Here is a 25310-nt window from a genome sequence, read left to right on the forward strand (position 1 = left end):
GTTCACAGTTTCTCTCGAATTTTGGCGGCCAGCGCCTTGAGGCCGCGATGGATGCCTACCTTGACCGCCGATTCCGTCATGCCGGTCAGTTGCGCGGTTTCCGCGACCGACAGGCCTTCCAGCTTGACGTGCACGATCGGCAGGCGTTGCTTGTCGGGCAATTGTTCCAGCAGCGCGCCGACGTCGCGCCGCGCTTGCGCCGGCTCCTCGTCGCAGGCGGCGAACAGTTCGTGCTCGTCTTCCAGCGGATCGTTGAGGGCTTCGCGGCGTGAGCGCGCGCGCAGGAAATCCATCAGCTTGTAGCGCGCGATGGCGTATACCCAGGCCGTGAGCGGCTGGTCGGGGCGGTAGGTGTGGCGCGCGTTGTGCACGGCCAGCAGGGTTTCCTGGACGATGTCCTCGACCTCGTCCTGCATATGCTGCAGCCGCTTGCGCAGGAAGGCGCGCAAGCGCCCGCTCAATTCCGACAGGAAGTCGCGGTAGGCCGCCGCGTCGCCTTCCAGCCCGGCCAGGAGCAGGGCCTTGAGGCGCTCTTCCGCCGGATGGGCGGAGCGGCCGCCGGCATTGTCCCCGAAGGCGGGCAATTCATGGGCGGGGAACGGTTGGCTTTTGGTCATGGGGTATGCCACTTGTTTACCAGCGCAGCAACACGGGGCCGGACAAGGCGCCCAGCAGCGTCGGCGCCAGCACGCCCAGGACGTACCAGATGCCCCAGAACGGCGGCGCCATTTCCACGCAGTAGAGCGAATAGACTAGCACGCCCTGGGCGCCGGCCACCAGGCCGGCGACGGCGCCGGCGGCCGCCAGCCGGGTCGGCGCCAGGCCGCGCATGAACCAGAACATGGCCGCCAGCGTCGGCAGCGACAGCAGGGCGATGTTGAGCGAGCAGACTTCCCAGGTGGCGCCCAGCAGCAGTTCCAGGCGCTGCGAGGGCGGCGCCAGCGCCAGCCAGCCGGCTCCGGCCAGCCACAGCGCCAGCGGCGGCAGCATCAGGGCGGCGGCGGGGCCGAGGCCGATGCGCATGCCTGGGCGGGCCAGCCGCGCGGCCACATCCTGCGCCGCCAGCAGCACCGCCAGCGGGAACGATACCTTCAGCCAGAAGCGCGGCTGCAGCAGCAGTTCCGGCATGTCGCTGCGCACGCCGTAGATCACGGCCAGCAGCAGCGCGGAACCGGCCAGCCCCATCGCGAGCGCGGCCGCCATGCGGGCGCCCGGGCCGCCGCGCGGGCATTTGCCGCCATCGTTCCCGGCCGCCAGCATGTTGACCAATTCCATTGTTTTCATCCGGTTTCCCTTCTTCGTCATCGGCGCGCCGTGGCGCCGCTTTTCTTTCTATTCGCCGGCCGGGCCGATCCGGTTACAGGGCAAGCGAAAAATATATTTGCGCCGCCGGCTGTAACCGCGGCGCACGGGGCGGCGAAATAACGTACAGACCGGCAGCAACGACACGCCGGTCGCATCCACTTTCCATCACATAAGGAGTCGCACCATGAACATCCGTACCATTGCCACCGCTACCTTCACTCTCGCCACCCTGGCCTCGGGCGTCGCCATGGCGCAAACCCAGCAGCCCGCCGCCAAGCCCGCGGTCGAAAAGTGCTACGGCGTCTCGATGGCCGGCCAGAATGATTGCAAGGCAGGCGAAGGCACCACCTGCGCTGGCACCGCCAAGATGGACTACCAGGGCAACGCCTGGAAGAACGTGCCGGCCGGCACCTGCACATCGATCAAGACCCCGCGCGGCATGGGTTCGTTGAAGCCGATCTGAACCGGACCTGGCAAATGAACGCGCACCCCGTACCGGCCGGCGCCGGCCTCGGCCTCAAGCCCCAGCATTTCGATGCGGCGCTGTCCTGCGCGGCGCCGGGCTTGTGGTTCGAGGTCCATCCGGAGAACTACATGATGGATGGCGGCCCGCGGCTGGCCTGGCTGGACGCCGTGCGCAGCCGTCATCCGGTGGCGCTGCACGGGGTGTCGCTGTCGCTGGCCGGACCGGATGCGCCGGACGCCGCTCACCTGCAACGGCTGGCCAGGCTGGCCGCGCGCGTCGAGCCGGTGCTGGTGTCCGAGCATCTGGCTTGGTCGCGCGCCGATGGCCGTTATTACCCTGATCTCTTGCCGGTGCCGCGCACCGGCGAAACCCTGGCGCGGCTGGCGGCCAACATCGGGCGTACGCAGGATGCGTTGAAGCGCAGCATCGCGCTGGAAAACCCCTCCCATTACCTGCACATGGATTGCCACGAGTGGAGCGAGCCCGAGTTCCTGGGCGAGCTGGTGCGCCGCACCGGCTGCGGCTTGCTGGTGGACGTCAACAACGTGCATGTCAGCGCGGCCAACCTGGGCATCGACGCGGCCGCCTACCTGGCGCAATTGCCGGCAGACGCCATCGAGGAAATCCATTTGGCCGGCCACAGCAGCGACCGCGGCTTGCCCGGCCTGCTGGTCGATTCGCACGATGCCGCGGTGGCGCCGCCCGTGTGGGAGCTGTATTTCGGACTGCTGGCGCGCATCGGCCCGCGGCCGACGCTGATCGAGCGCGACGGCAATGTCCCGGCTTTCGATGAATTGCTGGCCGAGCGCGGTATCGCGCAGGACATGCTGGCCACCGTCGGACAGGTGCATGAGGAGTGCGCATCGTGAATAGCCAAGACTATTACCGCCAGTTCCTGCATGCCGTTTGGCATGGGGAAAGCGCCGATCCGCTGGTGGCGTCCCTGTCGGCGCAGCCGGCTTTCGCGGTCTACCGCAACACGATTTTCAAGGGTTGCGCCGATGCCCTGGCGGCCAACTATCCGGCGGTGCTGCGGCTGGTCGGCGAGCCGTGGTTCCAGGGCGCGGCGCTGGCCTATGCGCGCGGGAACATGCCCGGCGACGCCTGCCTGATCGCCTATGGCCACGGCTTCCCGGATTTCCTCGAAAGTGCCGAAGAAGCGCGCGAACTGCCTTACTTGCCGGGCGTGGCGAGGCTCGACCGTTGCTGGACCGAGTCGCACCTGGCGGCGGACGATGCGCCGCTCGATGCCGCCGGCTTGCACGCCGCGCTGGCGGCCGGGCGGGACATATGCCTGGCGCCGCATGCGGCGGCGCGCTGGCGTTGGGAGGCGGCGTATCCGATCTATTCGATCTGGGATGCCAACCGCCGGCTGGATGCCGAGTTGCAGGCTGAACTCGCATGGCGCGGCGAGGGGGCGTTGCTGACCCGGCCGCAAGGCCAGGTGCAGTGGCAGGCCATCGGTCCGGGGGCTTGCCGTTTTCTCGACGCCTGCCGTGACGGCATGGGCGTGGCCGCCGCCGCCGGACTGGCACTGGAGCGCGAGCCGGGGCTGGATGCGGCCGCCATGCTGGGCGGTTTGGTACAGGCCGGCGCCTTCACTTCTTTTCACTGATGGAGAACGACATGAACATGAATCACCATCCCCTGACCCGCGCCGACGCTGCGGGCCGCAGCCGGGAGTCCCTGTGGTCGCGCGGCGCCGGCCTGGCGCAACGCCTGATCGGCGATTCGCTGCTGGCGCTGGTGGCGCGCGTGGCGATGGCCGCGATCTTCTTCCTCTCCGGCCGTACCAAGGTCAGCGGTTTCCTGACGATCAAGGACGGCACCTATGCGCTGTTCCAGGAGGAATATCGCCTGCCGCTGGTGCCGCCGGACATCGCCGCCCACCTGGCCGCCTATGCCGAGCACCTGTTCCCGCTGCTGCTGGTGCTGGGTTTGTTCACCCGGGGCGCGGCGCTGGCGCTGCTTGGGATGACGGCGGTGATCGAAATCTTCGTCTATCCGGATGCATGGCCGACGCACTTGTCATGGGCCGGCCTGTTGTTGTTGCTGGTGGCGCGCGGCGGCGGGGCATGGTCGCTGGATCGCCGTTTCGGCATCCGCTGATCTGGCGTTTCGGTGGTGGCCGGGCAATTATTGTCCCAGCGCATCATTTCCATGCGGAATTGTGCCTATAATCCCCTTTCGCGCCATGCCGGGCCTGGATGGCGTCGTACCAGCGATATCGATCAATCAGTACATCGGAAGAGGGACATCTCATGCAGTCGAGGCCTGTTTCGGGATTCGTTTGCCAATTGCCGGCCGTTGCCATAGCGGCAATATTGGCGTTCACGGGCGCCGTATCCGGCGCCCAGGCGCAGGAGCCTCCCCGCTTCTCCGGCATCTTGAAAGTGGTGCGCGGCGATGTGCAGGTGCAGCGGCAGGAGCAGAAGCTGCCCGCCCAGGTCGGCGACAAGCTGTATGCCGGCGACCGCGTCGTCACCGCCGCCGATGCGGCGGCCGGCATCACCCTGCGCGACGACACGTTGATGTCGCTCGGTCCCAAGACCAGCTTCGTGCTGGAAGACTTCAAATTCAATGAGAGCTCAGGCGAGGGCAACGTCGCCGTGCGCGTGGCCAAGGGTACCTTGCGCTACGTCTCGGGCCTGATCGGCAAGCACACGCCGGAGCGCCAGCAGGTGGCCACGCCGACGGCCACTATCGGCATCCGCGGCACCGACTTCATCGTGGAGGTGGCCGATGAATAAGCTGCTCCTCCTGTGCCTGGCCCTGCTGGCGCTGGCCGGTTGCGCCGGACCCAAGGAACACTTCGTGCTGTTGCCGCAGCAGGACGGCTCGTCCAGCAGCATCGTGGTCAAGACCGCGTCCAGCGAGACGGCATTGGCCCAGCCCTACGCCGGGGTCGAGACCACCGGTGGCAAGGCAGGCAAGCCGCGCACCTGGACCGAAACCGAGGTGCAGTCGCGTTATGGCCCGGTGATGGCCAACCTGCCGCTGCGGCCGCGCAGCTATGAGCTGCTGTTCGAACTGGGCAGCGACCGCCTGACGCCGGATTCGCGCAAGCTGCTGGAAGAGGCTATCCAGGAGTTCCGCAAATTCCCGGCCGGCGAATTCATCCTGGTGGGCCATGCCGACAACATCGGCAGCGATGCCGTCAACCAGTCGCTGTCGGTGCGCCGCGCGCGCCTGGTGGAGCGCGAACTGATCCGCGCCAAGATCGAGCCGCTGAGCATCGAGGTCGTGGGCAAGGGCTCGCGCGAGCCGCGCGTACCGGAGAAGAAGGGCGTGCCGGAGCCGCGTAACCGGTTTGTCGAGATACGCATTCGATAACGTACGATGGTAAAGAAAAAGCCCGCGCAAGCGGGCTTTTTCATGTGCGGCGGCAGTGTGCGCCACGGTTCAGGACAGCGCTCGCGTGCTCAGCAACTGCATGGAGTCGAGATGGCTCACACGTGCCCACTCTTCCCCGCCGCGGGCGACGATCTTGTCGGCGTCAGGGGTGGCCATCAGGTCGAGGATCTCGGTGTCGCTGATTGCCCGATTGTCGTTGTAGCTGAATACCTTCAGTACCGGGCGCGTCAGGTCCTTGTCGTTTTGCCGGATGACGAAGCCGGTGCGCCCCGATTCCAGCTTGACGATGGAACCCACCGGGTAGATTCCCAGCGTCTTGACGAAGGCCAGGAACATGGCGCGGTCGAAGTGGCCGTTCCAGGTAGCCATGGTGGAGATCGTTTCGGCCGGGTCCCAGGCGTGCTTGTAGCGGCGCTCCGAGGTGAGCGCGTCATACACGTCGCAAATGGCCGCCATGCGGGCGTACAGCGAGATTGCGCCGCCGCGCAGGCCTTCCGGGTAGCCGGTGCCATCGATCTTTTCGTGGTGGTACAGGCAGACGTTGCGCGCGTAGTCGGGCACGTTGGGATCCTGGCTCAGGTATTTGTAGCCCAGCTCCGGGTGCTTGCGCACGATCGCGAATTCTTCGTCGGTCAGCTTGCCGGCCTTGTTGAGGATGTCGTGCGGAATGAAGGCCTTGCCGATGTCGTGCAGGAAGCCGCCCAGGCCGGCTTCGCGGCAGGAGGTCTCATCCAGGCCGAGGGTGCGGCCCAGGGCCACCATCAGCGCGCATACCGCCACCGAGTGCAGATAGGTGTATTCGTCGGCCAGTTTCAGGCGCACCACGCTCATGAGCGCATTGGGGCTTTGCATCACCGAACTGGCGATCTCCTCGACCACGGAGACGCAGCGCTCCATGTCCAGCACCTTGCCCATGCGGACTTCGGCGAACATGGCCTGGGTCGCCTTCTTGGCGGTCGCGCACAGCGCCTGCGCATTGACCAGCTCGGGGTCAAGCTCCGGCGCTTGCGGTGCGGGAGCCGCGGCGGCTTCGGGTTCGTCCGGCACGCTTTCGTCCTCTTGCGCGGCGGCGACGTCGAGGCCCTTGGCGGTGTCGATCCAGCAGCAGGCGATGCCGCTGGCGCGGGCTTGCTGCAGTTCGCTGGGGCTCTTGATGAGGAACTTGTTTTTCCAGAACGGGTGGTGCATCCACGCGGCATCGTCGAAGCCGGCGAAATACATCCCCAGGACAAGTTCCTTCACTTTGATTTTCTTCAGCATGTCTGTGCTTGTTTCCTCCGGCGGCCGGGGGAAAAGGTAGATCGGTCTTTATCGTGCCGGGAGAGGAAATGCGTGCGCTCCGCCTCCGGGATTGCCACGGACCAATCATCTCATATGGCAGCCCGGAAGGGAACGGGCGGGGCCGGCGCCGGGCGATTGCCGGGGCCGGTGAAACTTGCTACCATGCGCGCCGGAGATGGCATTCCTCCCCGAACCGCCGCCGGCATCCGCCGGGGCTGATGATGCCTGCGGATACCTGGACGACCGGGGCTGCGGGCACGCGCCTGAAGCATCTTTACGTTCCTGTCGGCCAGGCTGGTTTTCCCCCAACACCTGCGACATGAACACTTCCAAGCTCCCCGAACCGCTGCGCCTGCTGCCCTATGTCGGCAAATGGTGCCTCATCGCCTCGCTGGTGGCCTTCCTGGCCGGCAGCGCCTCGGCCTTTTTCCTGTATTCGCTCGACCTCGCCACGCGCACGCGCGAGGCCCATCCCTGGCTCTTGTGGCTGCTGCCCGTGGCCGGTTTCGCGGTGGGCTGGATCTACCTGCGCGCCGGCAAATCGGTCGAAGCCGGCAACAACCTGCTGATCGACGAGATCCACGACCCGGCCAAGGTGGTGCCGCTGCGCATGGCGCCGCTGGTGCTGGTGGGAACGGTGGTGTCGCACCTGTTCGGCGCATCGGTCGGGCGCGAGGGAACCGCGGTGCAGATGGGCGGCGCGCTGGCCGACCAGCTGACCCACGTGTTCCGCCTGCGCCAGGAAGACCGTCGCATCCTGCTCATGGCCGGCATCAGCGCCGGCTTCTCGTCGGTGTTCGGCACGCCGATGGCGGGGGCGATCTTCGGGCTGGAAGTGCTGGCCATCGGGCGCATGCGCTACGACGCCATCCTGCCCTGTTTCGTGGCGGCGATCGCCGCCGACCAGGTCGGCCTGGCCTGGGGCGTGCACCATACCCATTACGCCATGGATGCCGCCGCGCCGGTGGCGCTGTGGAGCGCGGCGGCGGTGATCGCCGCCGGGGCGCTGTTCGGGCTGGCCGGCATGGCTTTCGCGCATGGCGCCCACGCATTGTCGGCCCTGATGAAAAAGCGCGTGGCCTACGCGCCGCTGCGCCCGCTTATCGGCGGCATTGTGGTGGCGGCCGCGGTATGGGCCTGCGGCACGCAACGCTATGTCGGCCTGGGCATCGATACCATCGTGCAAGCCTTCCAGCAACCGCTGGCGCCCTGGGACTTCCTGGCCAAAGGGGCGTTTACCGTGGCTTCGCTGGGAACCGGGTTCAAGGGCGGCGAGGTGACGCCGCTGTTCTATATCGGCGCCACGTTCGGCAATGCGCTGGCGCCTTTGCTGCACTTGCCGTTCCCGCTGCTGGCGGCGCTCGGTTTCGTGGCGGTGTTCGCCGGCGCGGCCAATACCCCGCTGGCGTCCACCGTGATGGCGATCGAACTGTTCGGCGCCGGTATCGGGCCGTTCGCCGCGCTGGCCTGCGTGACCGCCTACCTGTTCTCCGGCCACACCGGCATCTACCGCGCCCAGCGCCTGGGGCAACCCAAGCGCCATGGCGCAAGCGGCGACGGCCGGGAATAAAAAAACGGCCCGCGATTGAGCGCGGGCCGGAGAAAGGTCCACCGGATGTCGTTGCGGCGGACCGGGGGAAAGAGGAGACCCCAATGGCCGCTATTCTAGGCGTCGAACATTAAGCGAAACTTAAGGGCGGAATGGGGGCGCAATCCCACTCCATGTCGTGAGCAAGGAACCGGCCAGGCATCTGGCCGTTGCAAAAAAAAAAGGGCAGCCTGGGCTGCCCTTTTTGCATCCGCGCGGAAGAACTCAGATCGGCCCTTCCTTCAGGTTCGGCAGGAACACCGTGAGCAGGCCGGCCAGCGGCAGGAACGCGCACAGGCCATAGACCCAGGCGATGCCGTACAAGTCGGCCAGGTGGCCCAGCAAGGCGGCGCCGATGCCGCCGAAGCCGAACATCAGGCCGAAGAACACGCCGGCGATCATGCCCACCTTGCCCGGCACCAGTTCCTGCGCATACACCACGATGGCCGAGAAGGCCGACGCGATCACCAGGCCGATCACCACCGACAGCACGCCGGTCCAGAACAGGTTGGCATGCGGCAGCAGCAGCGCGAACGGCGCGGCGCCGAGGATGGAAATCCAGATCACCAGCTTGCGGCCGATCTTGTCGCCGATGGGGCCGCCGACAAAGGTGCCGACCGCCACCGCGCCGAGGAACAGGAACAGGTAGAGCTGCGAGCTGGCCACCGAAAGGCCGAAGCGGTCGATCAGGTAGAAGGTGAAATAGCTGGTGAAGCTGGCCATGTAGAAGTACTTGGAAAACACCAGCAGCGCCAGCACCAGCAGCGCGCGCCGCACGGTCGAGGCCGGCAGCGCCTGGGCCGGGCGCGGCTTGGCGCGGCCCTTGTTGGCGGCGAGGTGGCGGCGATACCAGCCCGACACCAGCGACAGCACGATGATGGCCAGCACCGCCAGCAGCACGAACCAGGCCACGTTGCCCTGGCCGTAGGGCACGACGATGGCCGCCGCCAGCAGCGGGCCGAATGCGGAGCCGGCATTGCCGCCGACCTGGAAGGTCGATTGCGCCAGGCCGAAACGCCCGCCCGAGGCCATGCGCGCGATGCGCGAGGCTTCCGGGTGGAAGGTCGAGGAGCCGATGCCGATCAGCGCCGCCGCCAGCAGGAAGGCCGGGAAACTGCCGGCCATGGCCAGCAGCACGATGCCGACCAGGGTGGCGACCGCGCCGCTGGGCAGCAGCCAGGGTTGGGGATGGCGGTCGGTGTACATACCGATCCAGGGCTGCAGCAGCGAAGCGGTGACCTGGAAGGTCAGCGTGATCAGGCCGACCTGGGTGAAGGAGAGGCCGTAGCCGTCCTTGAGCATCGGATAGATCGAGGGCAGCAGCGCCTGGATCATGTCGTTGATCAGGTGCGCGCCGCCGGCGGCCAGGATGATGCTCATGACCAGCGGCTGGGCCGCATGGACGGCGTTGGCGGAGGAGGGGGAGGCGGCGCCGGTGTGGGACGGGGCCGCTGTCGTGGTATCGGTTGTCATTGCGCGAGCGTCTTGGGTTGTGGAGGAAGGATGCGCAAGCGTATCATTGGCACCTATTACTACTAATGACAAATATTGTCGATTAAATGCCATGACGGCCAAATTACGCACCGTCAGTCCCAGTCGCGAAGCCGACGCGCTGCAAACGATACCGGTTCCAGTGGTGGCGTTCGCCCGCGAGTTGGCTTACCGCGATTTGCTCAGCGCCCATTCGCATCCGCGCGGGCAACTGCTGTACGCGGTCGAGGGCGTGATGCAGGTGCGTACGCCGCAGGGCGTCTGGGTGGTGCCGCCGCAGCGGGCGCTGTGGGTGCCGCCGCATGTCGCGCATGAGATCCGCATGCTCAGCAATGTCAGCATGCGCACGCTGTATATCGCATCGGCAGCGGCCGGCGCCTTGGGCGAGCGCTGCCGGCTGCTGGAAGTGTCGGTGCTGTTGCGCGAACTGATCCTGGCGCTGCTGGCCGAGCCGAACGATTACGCGGCCGGCAGCCGCGGCGGCCATGTGGCCGAACTGATCCTGTCCGAACTGGCGCGCGCGCCGGCCATCCCGATCGAGATCCCCTGGCCCGGCGACCGGCGCCTGGTGGCGATCTGCGAAGCCATCCTGGCCGACCCGGGGCGGCAGTTCGCCCTGGCGGACTGGGCCGACGTCGGCGGCGCCAGCGTGCGCACGGTGATCCGCCTGTTCCCGAAGGAGACCGGGCTGCAATTCAGGCACTGGGTGCAGCAGGTACACCTGAGCGAAGCGCTGGTGCGGCTGTCCAACGGCGAAGCGGTCGGGGCGGTGGCGCAGGCGCTCGGCTACAAGAGCCAGAGCGCCTTCGGCAACATGTTCCGCAAGGCATTGCGGGCGTCGCCCCATCAATACCTGCAGCGGCAGGAAAAGCGGCGCATGGTATCCGGCGCGCAGCCGGATTGAGCGCTCCGCCGGCGGCAAGGGGTTTGCAACAAATGTTGCGCCGTACCCGCCGATTGTTTGCTACCATCGGCGGGTCCTCATCCTGATATCCGGCCGACGTCGATGCCCAATACCGCCCCCCCGCCGCAGACCTTCCACGCGCTGGAAGCATCGATCCGCGAACGTTTTACCGACATGCGGCCGCAGTTCCAGGCCGGGGCCGCTTTCCTGCTGGACAATCCGGGCGAGGTCGCGGTATCGACCATGCGCGCGCTGTCGCAGAAGGCGCAAGTGCAGCCGTCGACCTTCGTGCGGCTGGCGCAATACCTGGGCTTTGCCGGCTGGGCCGAATTGCGCGCGCTGTTCGTCGAGCGCCTGGCGGGCGATCCCAAAGCCTATGCCTTCAAGGCCAAGAGCATCGTCCGCCGCAGCAACAGCGACAACCTGGTGGCCGAGCTGTTCGCCGCGCAGCGGGCCAACCTGGACGCCTCCGAACCCAAGAGCGCCGACCGCATGCTGGCCGCCGCGCGCGCCATGGCCAAGGCACGCCATGTGCATATCGCCGGCTTCCGGGCGGCATTTTCCATTTCATTCCTGCTGCATTACCTGTACCGGCTGTTCCGCACCTCGGTCTCGCTGGTGCGCGGCAGCGAAGGGTCGATCGACCTTGAACTGCGCGCCTTCGCCGCGCAGGATGCGGTGGTGGTTATCAGCTTCGCCCCTTATTCGGCCGAAGCGGTGCGCGTGGCCGCCGCCGCCAAGGAAGCCGGGGCCAGGCTGATCGCGCTGACCGACAGCGCGGTGGCGCCGATCGCGCTCAAGGCCGACCACTGCATCCTGTTCTCGCATGAGAGCACTTCCTTCTTCCCCTCGATGGCGGCCGCCACGGCGGTGGCCGAGAGCCTGATCGAGCTGGTCATTTCCATCGAGGACGACAAGGCCGTCAAGCGCATCGAACTGGCAGAAGAGGCGTTGCACCGCACCGGCGCCTACGTGACCAAGTAAGCCGCGTTTCCCGAACCTTCCGCTTTTCCTGGCCCCGTTGGCCGCCTTTGCTGCATAGCGATGCCGCATGCGGCGGCGGCTGTGCGCCATTAGCGTGCCGGCGGGTATTTCCTGCACCGGGAAAATGCTGCAATTGCACCAAAAAAATCATTTTAAAATTATTGTGCAACATATGTTGCATTGGCTGTTCCGTTCATCTATATTGCGTTTCAAATTGAATCTGCAACGTATGTTGCCGTAGTGGTTTGTCGTGAAACGCGCCGTTGCGGCCAACAGCGCAACCAATGAATGGAAGGGCTCCTGCATGACGCACGTTTTCCACCGTAATCCCCGCGGCAAGCTGCCCGTCGCCGTCGCCGGCGCGGGCATGGAGCTGGTCGACCGCGACGGCAAGCGCTACCTCGACGCTTCCGGCGGCGCCGCGGTGTCTTGCCTGGGGCACGGCCATCCGCGCGTGGTCGAGGCGATCCGCAGGCAGGCCGGCCAATTGGCGTACGCCCATACGTCCTTCTTCACCACCGAACCGGCGGAAGAGCTGGCGGCGATGCTGGCTGACGTCGCGCCCGGTTCGCTCAACCACGTCTACTTCCTCTCCGGCGGCTCCGAGGCGGTGGAAGCGGCGCTCAAGCTGGCGCGCCAGTACCACGTGGAATCGGGCCAGCCGCAGCGCCGCTATTTCATCGCGCGCCGCCAGAGCTACCACGGCAACACGCTGGGCGCGCTGGCCATCGGCGGCAACGCCTGGCGCCGCGAAATGTTCATGCCGCTGCTGATCGAGGCGCATCACGTCTCACCCTGCTACGCCTACCGCGAACGCCGGGACGGCGAGAGCGACGCGCAATACGTGCAGCGCCTGGCCGACGAGCTGGAACAGAAGATCCTGTCGCTGGGGGCGGACCAGGTGGCCGCCTTCGTCGCCGAGACGGTGGTCGGCGCCACCGCCGGCGCGGTGCCGCCGGTGGCCGACTATTTCCGCAAGATGCGCGCCGTGTGCGACAAGTACGGCGTACTGCTGATCCTGGATGAAGTGATGTCCGGCATGGGCCGTACCGGCTACCTGTTCGCCTGCGAGGAAGACGGCGTGCAGCCCGACATCGTCGTCATCGCCAAGGGCCTGGGCGGCGGCTACCAGCCGATCGGCGCGATGATCTGCAGCGACCGCATCTACGAAGCCGTGCTGCAGGGTTCGGGTTTCTTCCAGCATGGCCACACCTATATCGGCCACGCCACCGCCTGCGCCGCCGCCATCGCCGTGCAACAGGTGATCCGCGAAGAGCGGCTGCTGGACAACGTGCGCCAGCGCGGCGAGCAATTGCGCGCCGCGCTGCGCGAGCGCTTCGCGGAGCAGGCCAACGTGGGCGACATCCGCGGCCGCGGCCTGTTCGTCGGCGTCGAACTGGTGGCCGACCGCGCCAGCAAGGCGCCGCTGGATCCGGCGCTGCGCACTCATGCGCGCGTCAAGGCCGAGGCGATGGAGCGTGGACTGCTGGTGTATCCGATGGGCGGCACCATCGACGGCCGCAGCGGCGACCACATCCTGCTGGCGCCGCCGTTCATCGCCACCCGGCAAGACATCGACCGCATCGTCGAGCGCCTTGCCGATGCGGTCGCGGCCGCGGTGGCCGCTGCCTGATTGCCGAAGCCTACCGGCCGCGCCGGGTTTGAATTTTCCAAGGAGGGGTAACGATGAAACGTCTAGCAACATTGGCCGCACCGGCGGCCGCCATGCTGTCTGTCCTGTTTGCCGTACTGCCGCTGCACGCCCGCGCCGCCGACGCCGCGCTCGGACCGACCCTGCAAAAGGTCAAGGATGCCAACCTGATCGCCATCGGCCATCGCACCGGCTCGATCCCGTTTTCCTATTACGATGAAAACCAGAAGGTGATCGGCTATTCGCAAGACCTGTGCGACAAGGTGATCGATGCGGTCAAGGCCAGGATCGGCGCCCCCAAGCTGGAAGTGCGCATGGTGCCGGTCACCTCGCAGAACCGCACGCCGCTGCTGCAGAACGGCACCATCGACCTGGAATGCGGCGTCACCAGCAACCTCAAGAGCCGCTGGCAGCAGGTCTCCTTCGCGACCAACTTCTTCGTTGCCAGCAGCCGCATCCTGACCAGGCGCGACAGCGGCATCAAGGACTTCCCGGACCTCGCCGGCAAGGCGGTCGTGACCAATGCCGGCACCACGTCCGAACAGTTGCTGCGCAACCTCAACGAGCACCGCAAGATGAACATGCAGGTCCAGAGCGCCAAGGACTATGGCGAAGCGTTCCTGATCCTGCAGTCCGGCCGCGTGGCGGCCTACGTGATGGATGACGTGCTGCTGGCCGGCGCGCGCACCACCGCGCAAAAGCCCGGCGACTGGGTATTGACCGGCAACCCCTTCGGCGCCGAACCCTATGCCTTCATGGTGCGCCGCGACGATCCGCAGTTCAAGAAACTGGTCGACGACACCCTGGGCGGCCTGATGAAGAGCGGCGAGATCAAGAAGATCTACGCCAAGTGGTTCACCTTCCCGATTCCGCCCAAGAACGTCAGTTTCAATTTCCCGATGTCCGAGACCGTTTCTGCGTTGTACGCCACTCCCAGCGACAAGCCGATGGATTGAGTACAGACTGTCGCACTCAATCGCATAAGGAAACGCCTATGACTCAGCCGCCACGCCTGCCCGCCATCTCCCGTGAACAGATGGCGCCGGACCAGATCGCCATGCTCGACGCCATCCTGGCCGGGCCGCGCAAGAACCTCAACGGTCCTTTCGTGGCCTGGATCCACAGCCCGCGTCTGGGCGAGCTGGCGCAGCGGCTGGGCGCGTTCTGCCGCTACGACACCGGCCTGCCGCTGCGGCTGTCGGAGCTGGCCATCCTGACGACGGCGGCCTGCTGGCAGTCGCAGGCGGAGTGGCATATCCACCTGCCGATCGCCATTGAAGCGGGGCTGGCGCCGGCGCTGGCCGAGCAGATCCGGCGAGGCGAGACGCCGCAATTCACGTTGCGCGACGAGCGCGTGGTGTGGCAGTTTGCCGGCGAACTGTATCGCGGCAAGCGCGTCTCGGATGCCACCTATGCCGAGGCCTGTGAGCTGTTCGGCCTGCCGGTGGTGGTCAACCTGGTCGGTTTGCTGGGCTATTACGCGCTGGTGGCCATGACGCTCAACACCTTCGGCATGCGCGCCGAAGGGCAGGGCGAGGGCGACCTGCCCTTCGCGGAACCGGCGCGCTGAGCGCCGGGAAATACCAGAGCACGGAGAAAGAGCGATGGCATACCAATGGCAATGGTCGGTGTTCCTGCAGCAGCCCAACGCCGGCCAGTCCTATCTCGACTGGCTGCTGTCGGGCCTGGGCGTGACGGTGGCGCTGGGCTTGTCGGCCTGGGTGCTGGCGCTGGTATTGGGCACCTTGCTTGGGATCATGCGCACCTTGCCCAACCGGCTGCTCTCGGGTTTCGCCGCCTGCTACGTGGAACTGTTCCGCAATGTGCCGCTCTTGGTGCAGATCTTTATCTGGTATTTCGCCATGCCGGAACTGCTGCCTTTCGGCGACACGATCAAGGCCATGCCGCCGATGGCGCAGCAATTCTCCATGGCCACGCTGTGCCTGGGGATGTTTACCGCGGCGCGCGTGTGCGAACAGGTGCGCGCCGGCATCGAATCGCTGCCGCGCGGCCAGAAGGGCGCCGGGCTGGCGCTGGGCCTGACGCTGGGCCAGACCTACCGCTTCGTGCTGCTGCCGATGTCGTTTCGCATCGTGCTGCCGCCGCTGACCTCGGAGTTCCTCAACATCTTCAAGAACTCGGCGGTGGCGTCCACCATCGGCCTGCTGGAACTGGCCGCGCAGGGGCGCCAACTGGTCGACTACACCGCGCAGCCGTATGAGGCGTTCATCGCCGTCACGCTGGCCTACATGCTGATCAATATCTGCGTCATGGTGTTCATGCGCCTGCTCGAACGCAAAACCAGCCTGCCCGGCATGGTGGGCGGGAAATAAGGGAGGACGGCAAATGGCCTACGAATTCGACTTCAGCGCCGTCACGCCGGCCGCCATCAGGGTACTGGGCGACGGCATGCTGGTATCGCTCAAGATCACGCTGGTGGCGATCGCCTTCGGCATGGTGTGGGGCACGCTGCTGGCGATGATGCGCTTGTCGCGCCATCGCCTGTTGCAATGGTTCGCGGCGGGCTACGTCAACCTGTTCCGTTCGATCCCGCTGGTGATGGTGCTGCTGTGGTTTTTCCTGATCGTGCCGCAGTTGCTGCAAAAGCTGTTCGGCCTGTCGCCGGCCAACGACTTGGGCATGACTTCGGCGCTGGTGGCCTTCTCGCTGTTCGAAGCCGCCTACTATTCCGAGATCATCCGCGCCGGCATCGGCAGCGTGGCGCGCGGCCAGTTCGGCGCCGCCTATGCGCTGGGCCTCACCTACCCGCAGACGATGCGCCTGGTGGTGCTGCCGCAGGCCTTCCGCAACATGGTGCCGCTGCTGCTGACGCAGGGCATCGTGCTGTTCCAGGACACCTCCCTGGTGTACGTCAGCGCGCTGGCCGATTTCTTCGGGCGCGCCTATAGCATCGGCGAGCGCAACGGCCGCATCATCGAGCTGCTGTTCGTGGCCGGCGCGGTGTATTTCGTCATCTGCTTTTCCATGTCGCTGATGGTCAGGCGCTATAGAAGGAAAGTGGCAGCGTGATCCGATACGCGGCGGTTCGTAAATGCATGCCGGCAACATTGCTCCGGGATATCGCCGATCATTTCGCCGATCATTTCGCCGATCATTTTCCTGCCGCCGCCTTTGCAACTGTAAAGATTATTCGCCAGCGTCCGTAATCAGGTCATGAGAATCCCGATAAGGGAGATGACATGGCTATTGAAACCGATATCACGGTGGCGGCGCAGGAGGCGCTGCCGCGCTTCGCTTCGCAAGGATCGGCAAGCAACGGCGACAGCGATGCCCGGGGCGCTGAAAGGGCGGTGCAGGCGGCGCCTGAAGACGGCGTCACGCTGACGCTGTCGGCCCAGGGCCGCATGCTGGCCGCGTTCGCCAGCGTGGTCGACGCGGCGGCCGCCGCGCAAGCGCAGCCGGCGATGGAGGCCGCACCGTCCGCTGGCCCGGCCTCCGATCCGCTTCCCATCACGCGCGCCACGCTCCACGCGATCGAAGCGCGCCTGGTGGCGGCACGCCATGGCGCCGACGCCGTCGCGCAAGCCGACCGCGAGCGCCCGGACTCGGCCGATCCGGCCCGTCTCAAGCAAGCCGGGCAAGCGACTGAGTCCCTGTACGGCCGCGCTCCCAATCCCTTCGCCGGCCTCAGCCGCGCCGAACTGTCGGCCATCGTCTACGACGAAAGCGGCGCCTATACCGTCAACGAACGCTACGCCGCCGCCAACCAGCGCACCGAACTGGACAACCGCTTCTGGGCGCCGGTATTCCAGCGCGCGCTGACCACCGGCGACTGGCGCCCGGTGATCGAAGCCGGCCTGGCGTTCTACGCCAGCCTGTCGCCGTTGGAGCGCACCGCCTATCCGCCCAACTATGCGCAACTGATGCAGCAATACCTGGCGCTGGACAGCTTGCAGCCGGCATCGCCGTTGCCGCCGCAACAGCAGGCCGACCTGGTGCATATGCTGGAGTCGCTGGTGCTGCCTGCCGGTCCGCTGGCGCTGGCCGGCGGCGTCATCCGCGGGCTGGTGCTGCCGCGCGTCACGCCATCGGCACTGGAACTGATCGCACAGGCGCCGAAGCTGGTGGATATCCTGCCGGTCTCCAGCATCGTGCGCGCGGTGCCGGGCGATGCCTACATGGTGCTGTTGCAGCGCGTGTTCGGCGTGGCGCGGCGCGAGGATGAGCCGGCGGTCGCCAGGCGCGCCGGCCTGTCGCTGCAGAACCGCGATTTCCTGTCCCTGGGCGACCGGCGTTATCTGGCCGACGCCTATGTCTACGCTGCCGCCAATGGCGTGCCGTTGGAGGAAGTGGATGCGCTGGCCGACGACCTCGCCGCCTATCGCCTGTTGCGCGCCGATGACGGGCATGCGCCCGCCGGGGAAACGGCTGCCGGCGTTGCCGGCAGCCCCGCATACGCCCGCATGAGCAGCGACGACATCGCATTGGCCCGGTGCATGCTGGGCAGCCGCGCGGCGCGCGATACGCAACTGGACCATGCCTTCCTGGCCTGGCTGCTCAGCCCGCGCGGCGGCGGCTGGAGCGCGGGGGATGAGCGCGGCCATGCTGTCGGTTTTTCCGCGCTGGAAAAATTGCTGGCCGGCCTTGCCGGCGTCGGCATCGATGAACGCGCCGGCGATGAAGCATCGCTCGAATCTGATTACCGCTACACGCTCTACCGGATCAGCTTGCAGGAGATGCAGGAATTGCCGCCGCTCAAGCCCGACGTGCCTTCGGCCGACAATGCCATCGGCGCCCGCGTACTGGCCCTGGCGGAGCAATTGGCGGCGCTTGCGCGCAGTGAAGCGGCCGACCTGGCGTTCATGAACAATGCGCTGATGCTGCTGAGGATGTACCGCTTCTCGCTCAAGATGAGCGACGCCGAGCAGCGCACGCTTGCCGAACTGGTCTACGCCAGCTTGCGTAAGCGGCGCATTCGTTCGCGCCGCGGCAAGCTTTTCGTGGCATGGGGCGAGCGCAATCCCTGGATGCCGGCGCTGCCCTCCTGAACTCCATCAGGGCAGGTTTTCGCGCAGGACCACGCTGATGCGCACCGCTTCCACGCCGGCCAGCGCATCGCGCCGTTCGCGCAGGTTGCTGAAGATGCGCACGCAGTTCATCACCATGTTCTGCGGATGCTGGGTCAGCACCGCGTCCATGGTGCCGTCGATCAGCAGGCCGCGGGTGTCGGGCGTGAGGCCATGGCCGATGAACACCACCTTCTGGTCGCGCCCGCATTCCTTCAGGGCGCGCCCGACGCCGTCGGAGGCGCCGCCGATGTTGTACATGCCGGCCAGGTCCGGATACTGCTCCAGCAGGAGCCGCGCTTGCTTGTAGTTGGCGTCGGCATCATCGTGGCCTTCGCGCAGGCCGACCACCTGCACTTGCGGGCACATCTCTTCCAGCACGTGCTGGAATCCCATCTCCCTTTCCTCGTGGCCACGGTAGCTGAGGCTGCCGGCGATCATCGCGATCTTGCCGGGCTGGCGGCCGCTTCCGGGATGCGTGACGTCGCGGCTCAGGAAGCGCGCCAGCAGGTAGCCGGCGGTGCGTCCGGCCGCGCGGTTGTCCATGCCGACATAGGCTGCGCGGCGCGAATTGGAGAGGTCGGAAATCAGCGTCACCACATGCACGCCTTCCTCGGCCAGCGTATTGACCGCTTCGCGCACCAGCGGATGTTCCAGCGCCATGAAGGCCACGCCGTCGGCCTGCCGCCCGTAGTGCAGCAGGCGTTGCGCCAGCACGCGCGGGTTGAAGCCCTCGATGTGGTGGCATTTGCAGCGCACGTTGAAGGGCGCGAGATGGTCTTCGGCGAAGCCGATGTAGTCGCCCAGCATCTGCATGTAGCGGTTGCTGCGCGGCGGCAGCAGGAATACCAGTTGCATGGGGCGCGGCTGCATCGCCTTGTAGAGGTCGGATTCGGGCAGGTAGTCGAGCGCGGCGGCGGCCTTCATCACTTTTTGCATGGTCGCCACGCGCACGCCGGGGCGCTGGTTCAGCACGCGGTCGACCGTGGCGGTGGAGACGCCGGCGGCGGCTGCGATATCGGTGACGCGCGCGCGGCTGGAGGAGGTGTTGCGGGGTTTGTCGGACATGGCTTGTGGGGGGAGTCTTGTTGCATCAAAAACCATCAAAAAACTGCTTTGACCGCTTGGATTCGACGGCGATATTCTGCGCCATGCCTTGATTCGACTGAATTGCCTGCATGTGGTGTGCGAAAAAGTCTAAATCAAATCGAATCAAAAAACATCATCAAAACAGGCGGCGGCCGACGCCGTGCACAATACCAAGGAGACGACGATGAGCAAGTCCGAACAGACCTTCCGTTCCAGCCGCCGCGATTTTCTGAAGCACGCCTCGGTCGCATCCGCCGCCGCGGCCGCCGGCTTGTACGGTACTTCGGCGCATGCCGCCGAGTTCACGCTGAAGTACGGCAACAACCTGCCGATGACGCATCCGATGAATGTGCGCGCCAAGGAAATGGCGGAAAAGATCGCCGCCGAATCGAAGGGACGGGTCGACCTGCAGGTCTACTCCAACGGCCAGCTCGGCACCGATACCGACATGCTGTCGCAGGTGCGCTCCGGCGCGATCGATTTCTTCACCATCTCGCCGGAAGTGCTGGGCACGCTGGTGTCGGCCGGGCAGATCAGCGGCGTCGGCTTCGCGTTCCGCGATTACAGCCAGGTGTGGGCGGCGATGGACGGCGACCTGGGCGCCTACGTGCGCCGCGAGCTGGCGGCCAAGACTTCGTTGTTCGCCTTCGAGAAGTGCTGGGACAACGGCTACCGTCAGGTCACCACCAGCACCCGCCCGATCGCCAAGCCGGAGGATTTCAAGGGCATGAAGCTGCGCGTGCCGCCCAGCCCGCTGGCGACCTCGCTGTTCCGCGGCTTCGACGCCTCGCCCACCAGCATCAATTTCGCCGAGGTGTATTCCGCGCTGCAGACCAGGATCGTGGAGGGGCAGGAAAATCCGCTGGCGGTGATCGCTACCGTGAAGTTCTATGAGGTGCAGAAGTTCTGCTCGATGACCAATCATGTCTGGAGCGGTTTCTGGTTCATGGGCAATAAGAAGTCGTTCGAGCGCATGCCCAGGGACCTGCAGGAGATCGTCACGCGCAACATCAACGAGGCCGGCCTGAAGCAGCGCGCCGACGTCAAGGCGCTCAACGAGTCGCTGGTGGCCGACATGAAGGCCAAGGGACTGCAGTTCAACAGCGTCGACAACGACGCCTTCCGCGCCAAGCTGCGCAGCGCCGGATTCTATGCCGAGTGGCACAAGAAGTTCGGGGAGGAGGCCTGGGGCCTGCTGGAAAAATACACCGGCAAGCTGGCCTGACCTGTCCGCAACATCGCCGCGGGAAAACACCAATCAGACGCAATAGGCGTAACAGACGCAAGAGGAAAACATGAGCCGGTTTCTCGGAGAAATCAAACAGCTTGGCTACGTGGTGGAAGACATCGAAGCCGCCATGAAATACTGGACCGAGGTGCTCGGCGTGGGGCCGTTCTACTACATGGAGCGCGTGCCGCTGAAGAACTACCGCTACAAGGGCGAGGCCTACGACATCCACAATTCGGTGGCGCTGGCCAATTCCGGCGGCGTGCAGGTGGAGCTGATCCAGCAGCGCAGCGATACGCCATCGATGTACCGCGACTTCATGCGGGGCGGGCGCACCGGCCTGCAGCACCTGGCGTACTGGACCGAGGATTTCGACCGCGACCTGCAAAGCCTGCTCGACCAGGGATGGAAGGTCGGCATGAGCGGCGAGGTGGGCGAGCGCGGCCGTTTCGTCTATTTCGAGACCGAATACCATCCCGGCACCGTGATCGAATTGTCGGAAGTGGCCGGCCCCAAGGGCAAGGTATTCCGCATCATCCGCGAGGCGGCCGAGCAGTGGGACGGCCGCGAACCGGTGCGCGCCTTCCCCGACTTGAGCAAGATGTGACGATGGTTTCCGCACACCAGGAATTGCCGGCCGACGGCAGCCGCTTCATCGCCGACTACCTGATCGAGACGCCGCTCGATCCAGCCCAGGTGGCCGAGGTGATGGCGGGCGAGCAGTCCTGCGGCACCTTCGTCCGGGTCGAGGGCGAGACCGACCAGCTGCGCGAACGCGCGCGCGCCGTGGTGACGGCGATCGACGAGCTGGAGACGGTCGCCGAAGCCAGCCTGCCCAACGCATGGCAGCAGCGCCAGCGGATCGGCGGCCCTTATCGGCGCGCGCGCGTGCGCATTTCATTCCCGGTGGAGAACGTCGGCCCCAACCTGCCGACACTGGCCGCCACCGTCGCCGGCAATCTGTTCGACCTGGGCGAAGTCACCGGCCTGCGCTTGCTGGATGTGGCGTTGCCGCCGGCTTATCGCCGCAGCTTCGACATGCCGCGGCATGGCATCGCCGGCACGCGCCGGCTGCTTGGCGTCGACGATGTGCCGCTGCTGGGCACGATCATCAAGCCCAACGTCGGCCTCTCGGCGGAGGAAACGGCGGCATTGGCGGGGCGGCTGTGCGAGGCCGGGGTCGACTTCATCAAGGACGATGAAGTGTGCGCCAACCCAGGCCATGCGCCGCTGCGGCAACGGGTGCAGGCGGTCATGCGCCGCGTGCGCGATTACCAGGACAAGAGCGGGCGCCGCGTGATGGTCGCCTTCAACATCACCGATGAACTGGACGCCATGCGCCGCCATGCCGAACTGGTCGAGCATGAGGGCGGGAGCTGCGTGATGGTGGGGCTGAACTGGTGCGGCTTTTCCGCCGTGCAAAGCCTGCGCCGCAGTACTCCGCTGGCGCTGCATGGGCATCGCAACGGCTTCGGCATGATGTCGCGCGAGCCGCTGCTGGGCATGTCCTTCGCGGCGTATCAGGCGATGTGGCGCCTGGCCGGGGTGGACCATCTGCACGTGCATGGCCTGAACGGCAAGTTCTCCGAATTCAACGATGAGGTGATCGATGCGGCCCGCGCCTGCCTGGCGCCGATGGCCGGCGACGACGCCGTCATGCCCGTGTTCTCCAACGGGCAATGGGCCGGCACCGTGCGGCCCACTTTCGATGCCGTCGGCAGCAGCGATGTGATCTTCCTGTCCGGCGGCGGCATCCTGGCGCATCCGGACGGCGCCGCCGCCGGCGTGGCCAGCCTGCGCCAGGCATGGGAGGCGGCGCGCGCCGGCATCGGTTTGGACGAGTACGCCCGGCATGCGCCGGAACTGCGGCGCGCCATCGCCTTTTATGGCGCCAGGCTGAAGTGACGTGAATACGCGTTTCCTCGACGGCCGGCCCAAGATCGCCTTCTACGGCGACGACTTCACCGGCGCCACCGACACGCTGGCCACCGCATCGCTGGCCGGTTTGCGCAGCCTGCTGTTCTTGCGCGTGCCGGGAGCGACGCAATTGCGCGCGGCGGGGGAACTGGATTGCCTGGGCATCGCCGGCGCCGCGCGCGCCATGGATGCGCGGCAGATGGAGGACGAGCTGGAGCCGGTGGCCGCCTTCTTCAGCGGCTTGCGGGCGCCGGTGACGCATTACAAGATCTGCTCCACCTTCGACAGCGCGCCGCACATCGGCAGCATCGGCGCCGCCTTGCGCATCTGGCGGCGGCGCATCGCCAACCGTTTCGTGCCGATCGTCGGCGGCCAGCCCAACCTGCGGCGCTTCTGCCTGTTCAGCCAGCTTTACGCGGCGGAAAAGGCGGGCGGGGAGGTGGTGCGCATCGACCGCCATTCGACCATGTCTCGCCATCCGGTCACGCCAATGCACGAGGCGGACATACGCGCGCATCTCCGATTGCAGGAACTGGTTGTGACCGGCTTGCACTATCCGCTGTACGCCGAGCCGGCGCAGCTCGACCGGCATGTCGATGCGGCATTGGATGGCGGCGCCGATGCGGTGCTGTTCGACGTTGCGGGCGAGGGCGACCTGGCCGTCATCGGCAGCGTGATCTGGCAGCGCGCCTTGCAGCGGGAATTGCTGGTCATCGGCGCCAGCGGCGTGGTGCAAAGCCTGGCCGCATGGTGGCGCCATCAGGGATGGTTGCCGCCGGCCGCGCCGATTGATGCCGCACGGATCTGCGCCGCGACAGGCCCGGTCTTTGTGCTGGCCGGCAGCCTTTCACCGATGACTGCGATGCAGGTCGGCGCGGCGCACTCTTACGACAAGCTGTTGCTCGATCCGCAGCGCCTCGTCGATGGCGACATGCATTACATGGAGGCGGCCATCGCCGATATCGCCGCCGGTCTGCGCGGGGGCCGCAACATGCTGGCCTGCACCGCCGGGCCGCAAGGCGAACGGCAACTGCTGGCTGATGCCGGCGCATCGCAGCGCCTGGCCCAGGCCTGCGGAGAATTGCTGCGCCGTTTGCTGCAGGCGCATCCCCTGGCGCGGGTGGGCGTGGCGGGCGGGGATACCTCCAGCTATGCCTTGAAGGCGCTCGATATCTGGGGGCTGTCTTATCTCGGCAATGTGTCTGCCGGCGTGGCGCTGTGCCGCGCGCATGCCGACACTGTCCACCTGGACGGCATCGAGCTGATGTTGAAGGGCGGGCAGATGGGGACGGCGGATCTGTTCGAATTGCTGGTGCGGGGAAACGCTTAGGCAGCCTGCGGCCATGCCCGAAGCAAGATGCCTTCCTGCGCGGCTGCCGTCGCCGCGCCCAGGGTGCCGTACACACGGCCGCCATCGGCTTCGCAGCGTCCGGCCAGGAAGGCGTCGGCGCTGGCGGCGGGGGCGTGCCGCAGCATCAGCATGCCTTGCAGCGCCAAGACCAGTTGCTGCACGAAGCGGCGCGCCAGCGCTTCGCGCTGTTCCGGCGGCGCCGACAGCATCGCCTTGAGCGCATCCACGCGCTGTTGCAGCAGCGCATGTCCGGCCGCGGCTTGCCGCAGCTCTTCCAGCAGCAGGGCGAACCCTTGCGCTTCGCGTTCGACGGCGCGCAGCACATCCAGGCACATCACGTTGCCCGAACCTTCCCAGATCGAATTGACCGGCGCTTCGCGGTACAGGCGCGCCATCGGGCCGGTCTCGACGTAGCCGTTGCCGCCCCATACTTCCATGCATTCGCCGGTGAATTCGAGCGCGCGCTTGCAGATCCAGAACTTGGCGGCGGGCGTGACGATGCGTTTCCAGGCGCGCGCCAGCGGGTCGTCCGGAGCGTCGAAGGCATGCGCCAGCTTGAGCATGAGCAGCGTGGCGGCTTCGCTTTCCAGCGCCAGGTCGGCCAGCACGTTGCGCATCAGCGGCTGCTCGGCCAGGCGGCGGCCGAAGGCGCTGCGGTGGCGCGCATGGTGCAGCGCCTGCACCAGCGCCTGGCGCATCAGCGCGGCGCTGCCGATGACGCAATCCAGGCGCGTATGGTTGGCCATCTCGATAATGGTGGGAATGCCGCGCCCTTCGTCGCCGACCATGATGCCCAGCGCTTCGGCGAATTCGATTTCGCTGCTGGAGTTGGAGCGGTTGCCCAGCTTGTCTTTCAGGCGCTGGATCAGGATCGGGTTCTTGCCGCCGTCGGGCAGCCAGCGCGGCACGAAGAAGCAGGACAGGCCATTCTCGGTGCGCGCCAGCATCATGTGGGCGTCGCACATCGGCGCCGAGAAGAACCATTTGTGGCCGGACAGCAGGTAGGGTGCGCCGCGTCCCTGCGCCTGCATGTCCATCGGCATGGCGATGGAGGCATTGCTGCGCACGTCGGAGCCGCCCTGCTTCTCGGTCATGCCCATGCCGACCAGGATCGAGCGCTTTTGCTGGATGGGCAGGTCGCGGCCGTCATGCTCGCGCGCGAACAGCGGCGCGCGCAATTGCTCGAACAGCGCCGGTTCCTGCTGCAGCACCGGAATGGCGGCGAAGGTCATGGTGGTGGGGCAGAGCGACCCTGCTTCCACCTGCGCATGCAGGAAGTAGCCGGCGGCGCGCGCCACGTGGGCGCCGTCGCCGGGCTGGATCCAGGGCAGGGCATGCAGCCCGGCGCGGCGCAGCAGGCCCAGCAGGGTGTGCCAGGACGGATGGAAGTTGACCACGTCGATGCGGTGGCCGGTGCGGTCGTGGGTTTGCAGTTCGGGCGTGTGGCGGTTGGCCAGCTCGGCCAGCTCCAGCACGTCGGCGCTGCCCAGCTCGGCGCCGAGGCTGGTCAGCGCGCAGGCATGCCAGCCGGCGGCCTCGCGCCGGACGCCTTCGCCCAAGGCGGGGTCGGTGGCGTAGAGGTTGTAATCCTTCAGGTCGGGAACCTGGTTGGCGATTTCATGGGTGTGCATGCTGTCTCCGTGCCTGGCCATCGGCGATCCTTGTGCCCAGTGT

25 protein-coding genes and 1 riboswitch are annotated in these 25310 nt (G+C 66.5%); of the genes, 19 read left to right on the forward strand and 6 right to left on the reverse strand.

All coding sequences use genetic code 11. From position 1 onward, the window contains the following. Positions 1–2: 2 nt before the first annotated feature. Positions 3–617 (reverse strand): sigma-70 family RNA polymerase sigma factor, encoded by a 615-nt coding sequence (locus J7548_RS11665; RefSeq protein WP_290974752.1) that lies wholly within the window; start codon positions 615–617, stop codon positions 3–5. A 16-nt stretch (positions 618–633) separates the two neighbouring features. Next, entirely contained in the window at positions 634–1260 is a 627-nt protein-coding gene (locus J7548_RS11670; RefSeq protein ID WP_290974935.1) for a DUF1109 domain-containing protein, read from the reverse strand. Positions 1261–1489: 229 nt separating this feature from the next. Here J7548_RS11670 and J7548_RS11675 point away from each other — a divergent pair, with 229 nt between their 5' ends. From J7548_RS11675 to J7548_RS11700, 6 genes are all read left to right on the forward strand, one after another. Beyond that, a complete protein-coding gene (locus J7548_RS11675; protein WP_290974753.1) occupies positions 1490–1768 on the forward strand; it encodes a DUF2282 domain-containing protein in 279 nt (92 codons plus the stop codon). A 14-nt stretch (positions 1769–1782) separates the two neighbouring features. After that, positions 1783–2640 carry a DUF692 domain-containing protein gene (locus tag J7548_RS11680; RefSeq protein WP_290974754.1) on the forward strand — a complete coding sequence of 286 codons (858 nt, stop codon included), beginning with the start codon at positions 1783–1785 and terminating at the stop codon, positions 2638–2640. Then, complete coding sequence (locus tag J7548_RS11685; protein WP_290974755.1) at positions 2637–3386, forward strand: DNA-binding domain-containing protein; 750 nt, start codon at positions 2637–2639, stop codon at positions 3384–3386. Before J7548_RS11680 ends, J7548_RS11685 begins: the two co-directional genes overlap by 4 nt. Positions 3387–3403: 17 nt before the next feature. Next, on the forward strand, positions 3404–3880 hold the full coding sequence (locus J7548_RS11690; RefSeq protein WP_290974936.1) for a DoxX family protein: 477 nt from the start codon (positions 3404–3406) through the stop codon (positions 3878–3880). Between the two features lie 215 nt (positions 3881–4095). Further along, positions 4096–4521: a FecR domain-containing protein gene (locus J7548_RS11695; protein ID WP_290974756.1), complete on the forward strand. Its 426-nt coding sequence runs from the start codon at positions 4096–4098 to the stop codon at positions 4519–4521. After that, positions 4514–5104 carry an OmpA family protein gene (locus J7548_RS11700; protein ID WP_290974757.1) on the forward strand — a complete coding sequence of 197 codons (591 nt, stop codon included), beginning with the start codon at positions 4514–4516 and terminating at the stop codon, positions 5102–5104. The genes J7548_RS11695 and J7548_RS11700 overlap by 8 nt, the downstream gene beginning before the upstream one ends. Before the next feature lie 69 nt (positions 5105–5173). Here J7548_RS11700 and J7548_RS11705 read toward each other — a convergent pair whose 3' ends face one another. Beyond that, positions 5174–6385, reverse strand: coding sequence for an HD-GYP domain-containing protein (locus tag J7548_RS11705; RefSeq protein ID WP_290974758.1), 1212 nt, complete (start codon positions 6383–6385; stop codon positions 5174–5176). Between the two features lie 183 nt (positions 6386–6568). Next, positions 6569–6641, forward strand: a riboswitch (Fluoride riboswitch). A gap of 84 nt (positions 6642–6725) precedes the next feature. Here J7548_RS11705 and J7548_RS11710 point away from each other — a divergent pair. Beyond that, positions 6726–7976, forward strand: coding sequence for a voltage-gated chloride channel family protein (locus J7548_RS11710; protein WP_290974759.1), 1251 nt, complete (start codon positions 6726–6728; stop codon positions 7974–7976). Positions 7977–8219: 243 nt separating this feature from the next. Here J7548_RS11710 and J7548_RS11715 read toward each other — a convergent pair whose 3' ends face one another. Next, complete coding sequence (locus J7548_RS11715) at positions 8220–9467, reverse strand: MFS transporter (RefSeq protein ID WP_290974760.1); 1248 nt, start codon at positions 9465–9467, stop codon at positions 8220–8222. 91 nt (positions 9468–9558) lie between these two features. Here J7548_RS11715 and J7548_RS11720 point away from each other — a divergent pair, with 91 nt between their 5' ends. From J7548_RS11720 to J7548_RS11755, 8 genes are all read left to right on the forward strand, one after another. Next, complete coding sequence (locus J7548_RS11720; RefSeq protein ID WP_290974761.1) at positions 9559–10389, forward strand: helix-turn-helix transcriptional regulator; 831 nt, start codon at positions 9559–9561, stop codon at positions 10387–10389. Positions 10390–10491: 102 nt separating this feature from the next. After that, positions 10492–11373 (forward strand): MurR/RpiR family transcriptional regulator, encoded by an 882-nt coding sequence (locus tag J7548_RS11725; protein WP_290974762.1) that lies wholly within the window; start codon positions 10492–10494, stop codon positions 11371–11373. Between the two features lie 304 nt (positions 11374–11677). Beyond that, positions 11678–13006: an aspartate aminotransferase family protein gene (locus J7548_RS11730; RefSeq protein WP_290974763.1), complete on the forward strand. Its 1329-nt coding sequence runs from the start codon at positions 11678–11680 to the stop codon at positions 13004–13006. A 53-nt stretch (positions 13007–13059) separates the two neighbouring features. Continuing rightward, complete coding sequence (locus J7548_RS11735) at positions 13060–13980, forward strand: transporter substrate-binding domain-containing protein (protein ID WP_290974764.1); 921 nt, start codon at positions 13060–13062, stop codon at positions 13978–13980. A gap of 38 nt (positions 13981–14018) precedes the next feature. Continuing rightward, entirely contained in the window at positions 14019–14594 is a 576-nt protein-coding gene (locus J7548_RS11740; RefSeq protein ID WP_290974765.1) for a carboxymuconolactone decarboxylase family protein, read from the forward strand. A 34-nt stretch (positions 14595–14628) separates the two neighbouring features. Next, entirely contained in the window at positions 14629–15357 is a 729-nt protein-coding gene (locus tag J7548_RS11745; RefSeq protein ID WP_290974766.1) for an amino acid ABC transporter permease, read from the forward strand. Positions 15358–15370: 13 nt separating this feature from the next. Then, on the forward strand, positions 15371–16054 hold the full coding sequence (gltK, locus tag J7548_RS11750; RefSeq protein ID WP_290974767.1) for a glutamate/aspartate ABC transporter permease GltK: 684 nt from the start codon (positions 15371–15373) through the stop codon (positions 16052–16054). A 170-nt stretch (positions 16055–16224) separates the two neighbouring features. Continuing rightward, on the forward strand, positions 16225–18033 hold the full coding sequence (locus J7548_RS11755; protein ID WP_290974768.1) for a hypothetical protein: 1809 nt from the start codon (positions 16225–16227) through the stop codon (positions 18031–18033). A gap of 6 nt (positions 18034–18039) precedes the next feature. Here the strand turns inward: J7548_RS11755 and J7548_RS11760 are convergent, their stop codons facing one another. Next, entirely contained in the window at positions 18040–19119 is a 1080-nt protein-coding gene (locus J7548_RS11760) for a LacI family DNA-binding transcriptional regulator (protein ID WP_290974769.1), read from the reverse strand. A 205-nt stretch (positions 19120–19324) separates the two neighbouring features. Between J7548_RS11760 and J7548_RS11765 the strand changes: the two genes are divergently transcribed. The 4 genes from J7548_RS11765 to J7548_RS11780 all read left to right on the forward strand — a co-directional run bounded on the left by J7548_RS11765 (position 19325) and on the right by J7548_RS11780 (position 23615). Beyond that, on the forward strand, positions 19325–20365 hold the full coding sequence (locus J7548_RS11765; RefSeq protein WP_290974770.1) for a TRAP transporter substrate-binding protein: 1041 nt from the start codon (positions 19325–19327) through the stop codon (positions 20363–20365). Between the two features lie 70 nt (positions 20366–20435). After that, positions 20436–20975, forward strand: coding sequence for a VOC family protein (locus J7548_RS11770; RefSeq protein WP_290974771.1), 540 nt, complete (start codon positions 20436–20438; stop codon positions 20973–20975). Positions 20976–20977: 2 nt separating this feature from the next. Next, positions 20978–22273: a ribulose-bisphosphate carboxylase large subunit family protein gene (locus J7548_RS11775; RefSeq protein ID WP_290974772.1), complete on the forward strand. Its 1296-nt coding sequence runs from the start codon at positions 20978–20980 to the stop codon at positions 22271–22273. Between the two features lies 1 nt (position 22274). Further along, positions 22275–23615, forward strand: a complete 1341-nt coding sequence (locus J7548_RS11780; RefSeq protein WP_290974773.1) for a four-carbon acid sugar kinase family protein — start codon at positions 22275–22277, stop codon at positions 23613–23615. Here J7548_RS11780 and J7548_RS11785 read toward each other — a convergent pair. Continuing rightward, on the reverse strand, positions 23612–25267 hold the full coding sequence (locus J7548_RS11785) for an isovaleryl-CoA dehydrogenase (protein ID WP_290974774.1): 1656 nt from the start codon (positions 25265–25267) through the stop codon (positions 23612–23614). The genes J7548_RS11780 and J7548_RS11785 overlap by 4 nt on opposite strands. Between the last annotated feature and the right edge of the window lie 43 nt (positions 25268–25310).

This window comes from Herbaspirillum sp., assembly GCF_017744395.1.
Lineage (GTDB): Bacteria > Pseudomonadota > Gammaproteobacteria > Burkholderiales > Burkholderiaceae_D > Herbaspirillum.

What these genes read in the sequence shown, in the direction of transcription:
- J7548_RS11665 (WP_290974752.1), bottom strand. Translation starts at nt 617, where the DNA reads ATGACCAAAAGCCAACCGTTCCCCGCCCATGAATTGCCCGCCTTCGGG.
- J7548_RS11670 (WP_290974935.1), bottom strand. Translation starts at nt 1,260, where the DNA reads ATGCTGGCGGCCGGGAACGATGGCGGCAAATGCCCGCGCGGCGGCCCG.
- J7548_RS11675 (WP_290974753.1), top strand. Translation starts at nt 1,490, where the DNA reads ATGAACATCCGTACCATTGCCACCGCTACCTTCACTCTCGCCACCCTG.
- J7548_RS11680 (WP_290974754.1), top strand. Translation starts at nt 1,783, where the DNA reads ATGAACGCGCACCCCGTACCGGCCGGCGCCGGCCTCGGCCTCAAGCCC.
- J7548_RS11690 (WP_290974936.1), top strand. Translation starts at nt 3,404, where the DNA reads ATGAATCACCATCCCCTGACCCGCGCCGACGCTGCGGGCCGCAGCCGG.
- J7548_RS11700 (WP_290974757.1), top strand. Translation starts at nt 4,514, where the DNA reads ATGAATAAGCTGCTCCTCCTGTGCCTGGCCCTGCTGGCGCTGGCCGGT.
- J7548_RS11705 (WP_290974758.1), bottom strand. Translation starts at nt 6,385, where the DNA reads ATGCTGAAGAAAATCAAAGTGAAGGAACTTGTCCTGGGGATGTATTTC.
- J7548_RS11710 (WP_290974759.1), top strand. Translation starts at nt 6,726, where the DNA reads ATGAACACTTCCAAGCTCCCCGAACCGCTGCGCCTGCTGCCCTATGTC.
- J7548_RS11715 (WP_290974760.1), bottom strand. Translation starts at nt 9,467, where the DNA reads ATGACAACCGATACCACGACAGCGGCCCCGTCCCACACCGGCGCCGCC.
- J7548_RS11720 (WP_290974761.1), top strand. Translation starts at nt 9,559, where the DNA reads ATGACGGCCAAATTACGCACCGTCAGTCCCAGTCGCGAAGCCGACGCG.
- J7548_RS11725 (WP_290974762.1), top strand. Translation starts at nt 10,492, where the DNA reads ATGCCCAATACCGCCCCCCCGCCGCAGACCTTCCACGCGCTGGAAGCA.
- J7548_RS11730 (WP_290974763.1), top strand. Translation starts at nt 11,678, where the DNA reads ATGACGCACGTTTTCCACCGTAATCCCCGCGGCAAGCTGCCCGTCGCC.
- J7548_RS11735 (WP_290974764.1), top strand. Translation starts at nt 13,060, where the DNA reads ATGAAACGTCTAGCAACATTGGCCGCACCGGCGGCCGCCATGCTGTCT.
- J7548_RS11740 (WP_290974765.1), top strand. Translation starts at nt 14,019, where the DNA reads ATGACTCAGCCGCCACGCCTGCCCGCCATCTCCCGTGAACAGATGGCG.
- J7548_RS11745 (WP_290974766.1), top strand. Translation starts at nt 14,629, where the DNA reads ATGGCATACCAATGGCAATGGTCGGTGTTCCTGCAGCAGCCCAACGCC.
- gltK (WP_290974767.1), top strand. Translation starts at nt 15,371, where the DNA reads ATGGCCTACGAATTCGACTTCAGCGCCGTCACGCCGGCCGCCATCAGG.
- J7548_RS11755 (WP_290974768.1), top strand. Translation starts at nt 16,225, where the DNA reads ATGGCTATTGAAACCGATATCACGGTGGCGGCGCAGGAGGCGCTGCCG.
- J7548_RS11760 (WP_290974769.1), bottom strand. Translation starts at nt 19,119, where the DNA reads ATGTCCGACAAACCCCGCAACACCTCCTCCAGCCGCGCGCGCGTCACC.
- J7548_RS11765 (WP_290974770.1), top strand. Translation starts at nt 19,325, where the DNA reads ATGAGCAAGTCCGAACAGACCTTCCGTTCCAGCCGCCGCGATTTTCTG.
- J7548_RS11770 (WP_290974771.1), top strand. Translation starts at nt 20,436, where the DNA reads ATGAGCCGGTTTCTCGGAGAAATCAAACAGCTTGGCTACGTGGTGGAA.
- J7548_RS11775 (WP_290974772.1), top strand. Translation starts at nt 20,978, where the DNA reads ATGGTTTCCGCACACCAGGAATTGCCGGCCGACGGCAGCCGCTTCATC.
- J7548_RS11785 (WP_290974774.1), bottom strand. Translation starts at nt 25,267, where the DNA reads ATGCACACCCATGAAATCGCCAACCAGGTTCCCGACCTGAAGGATTAC.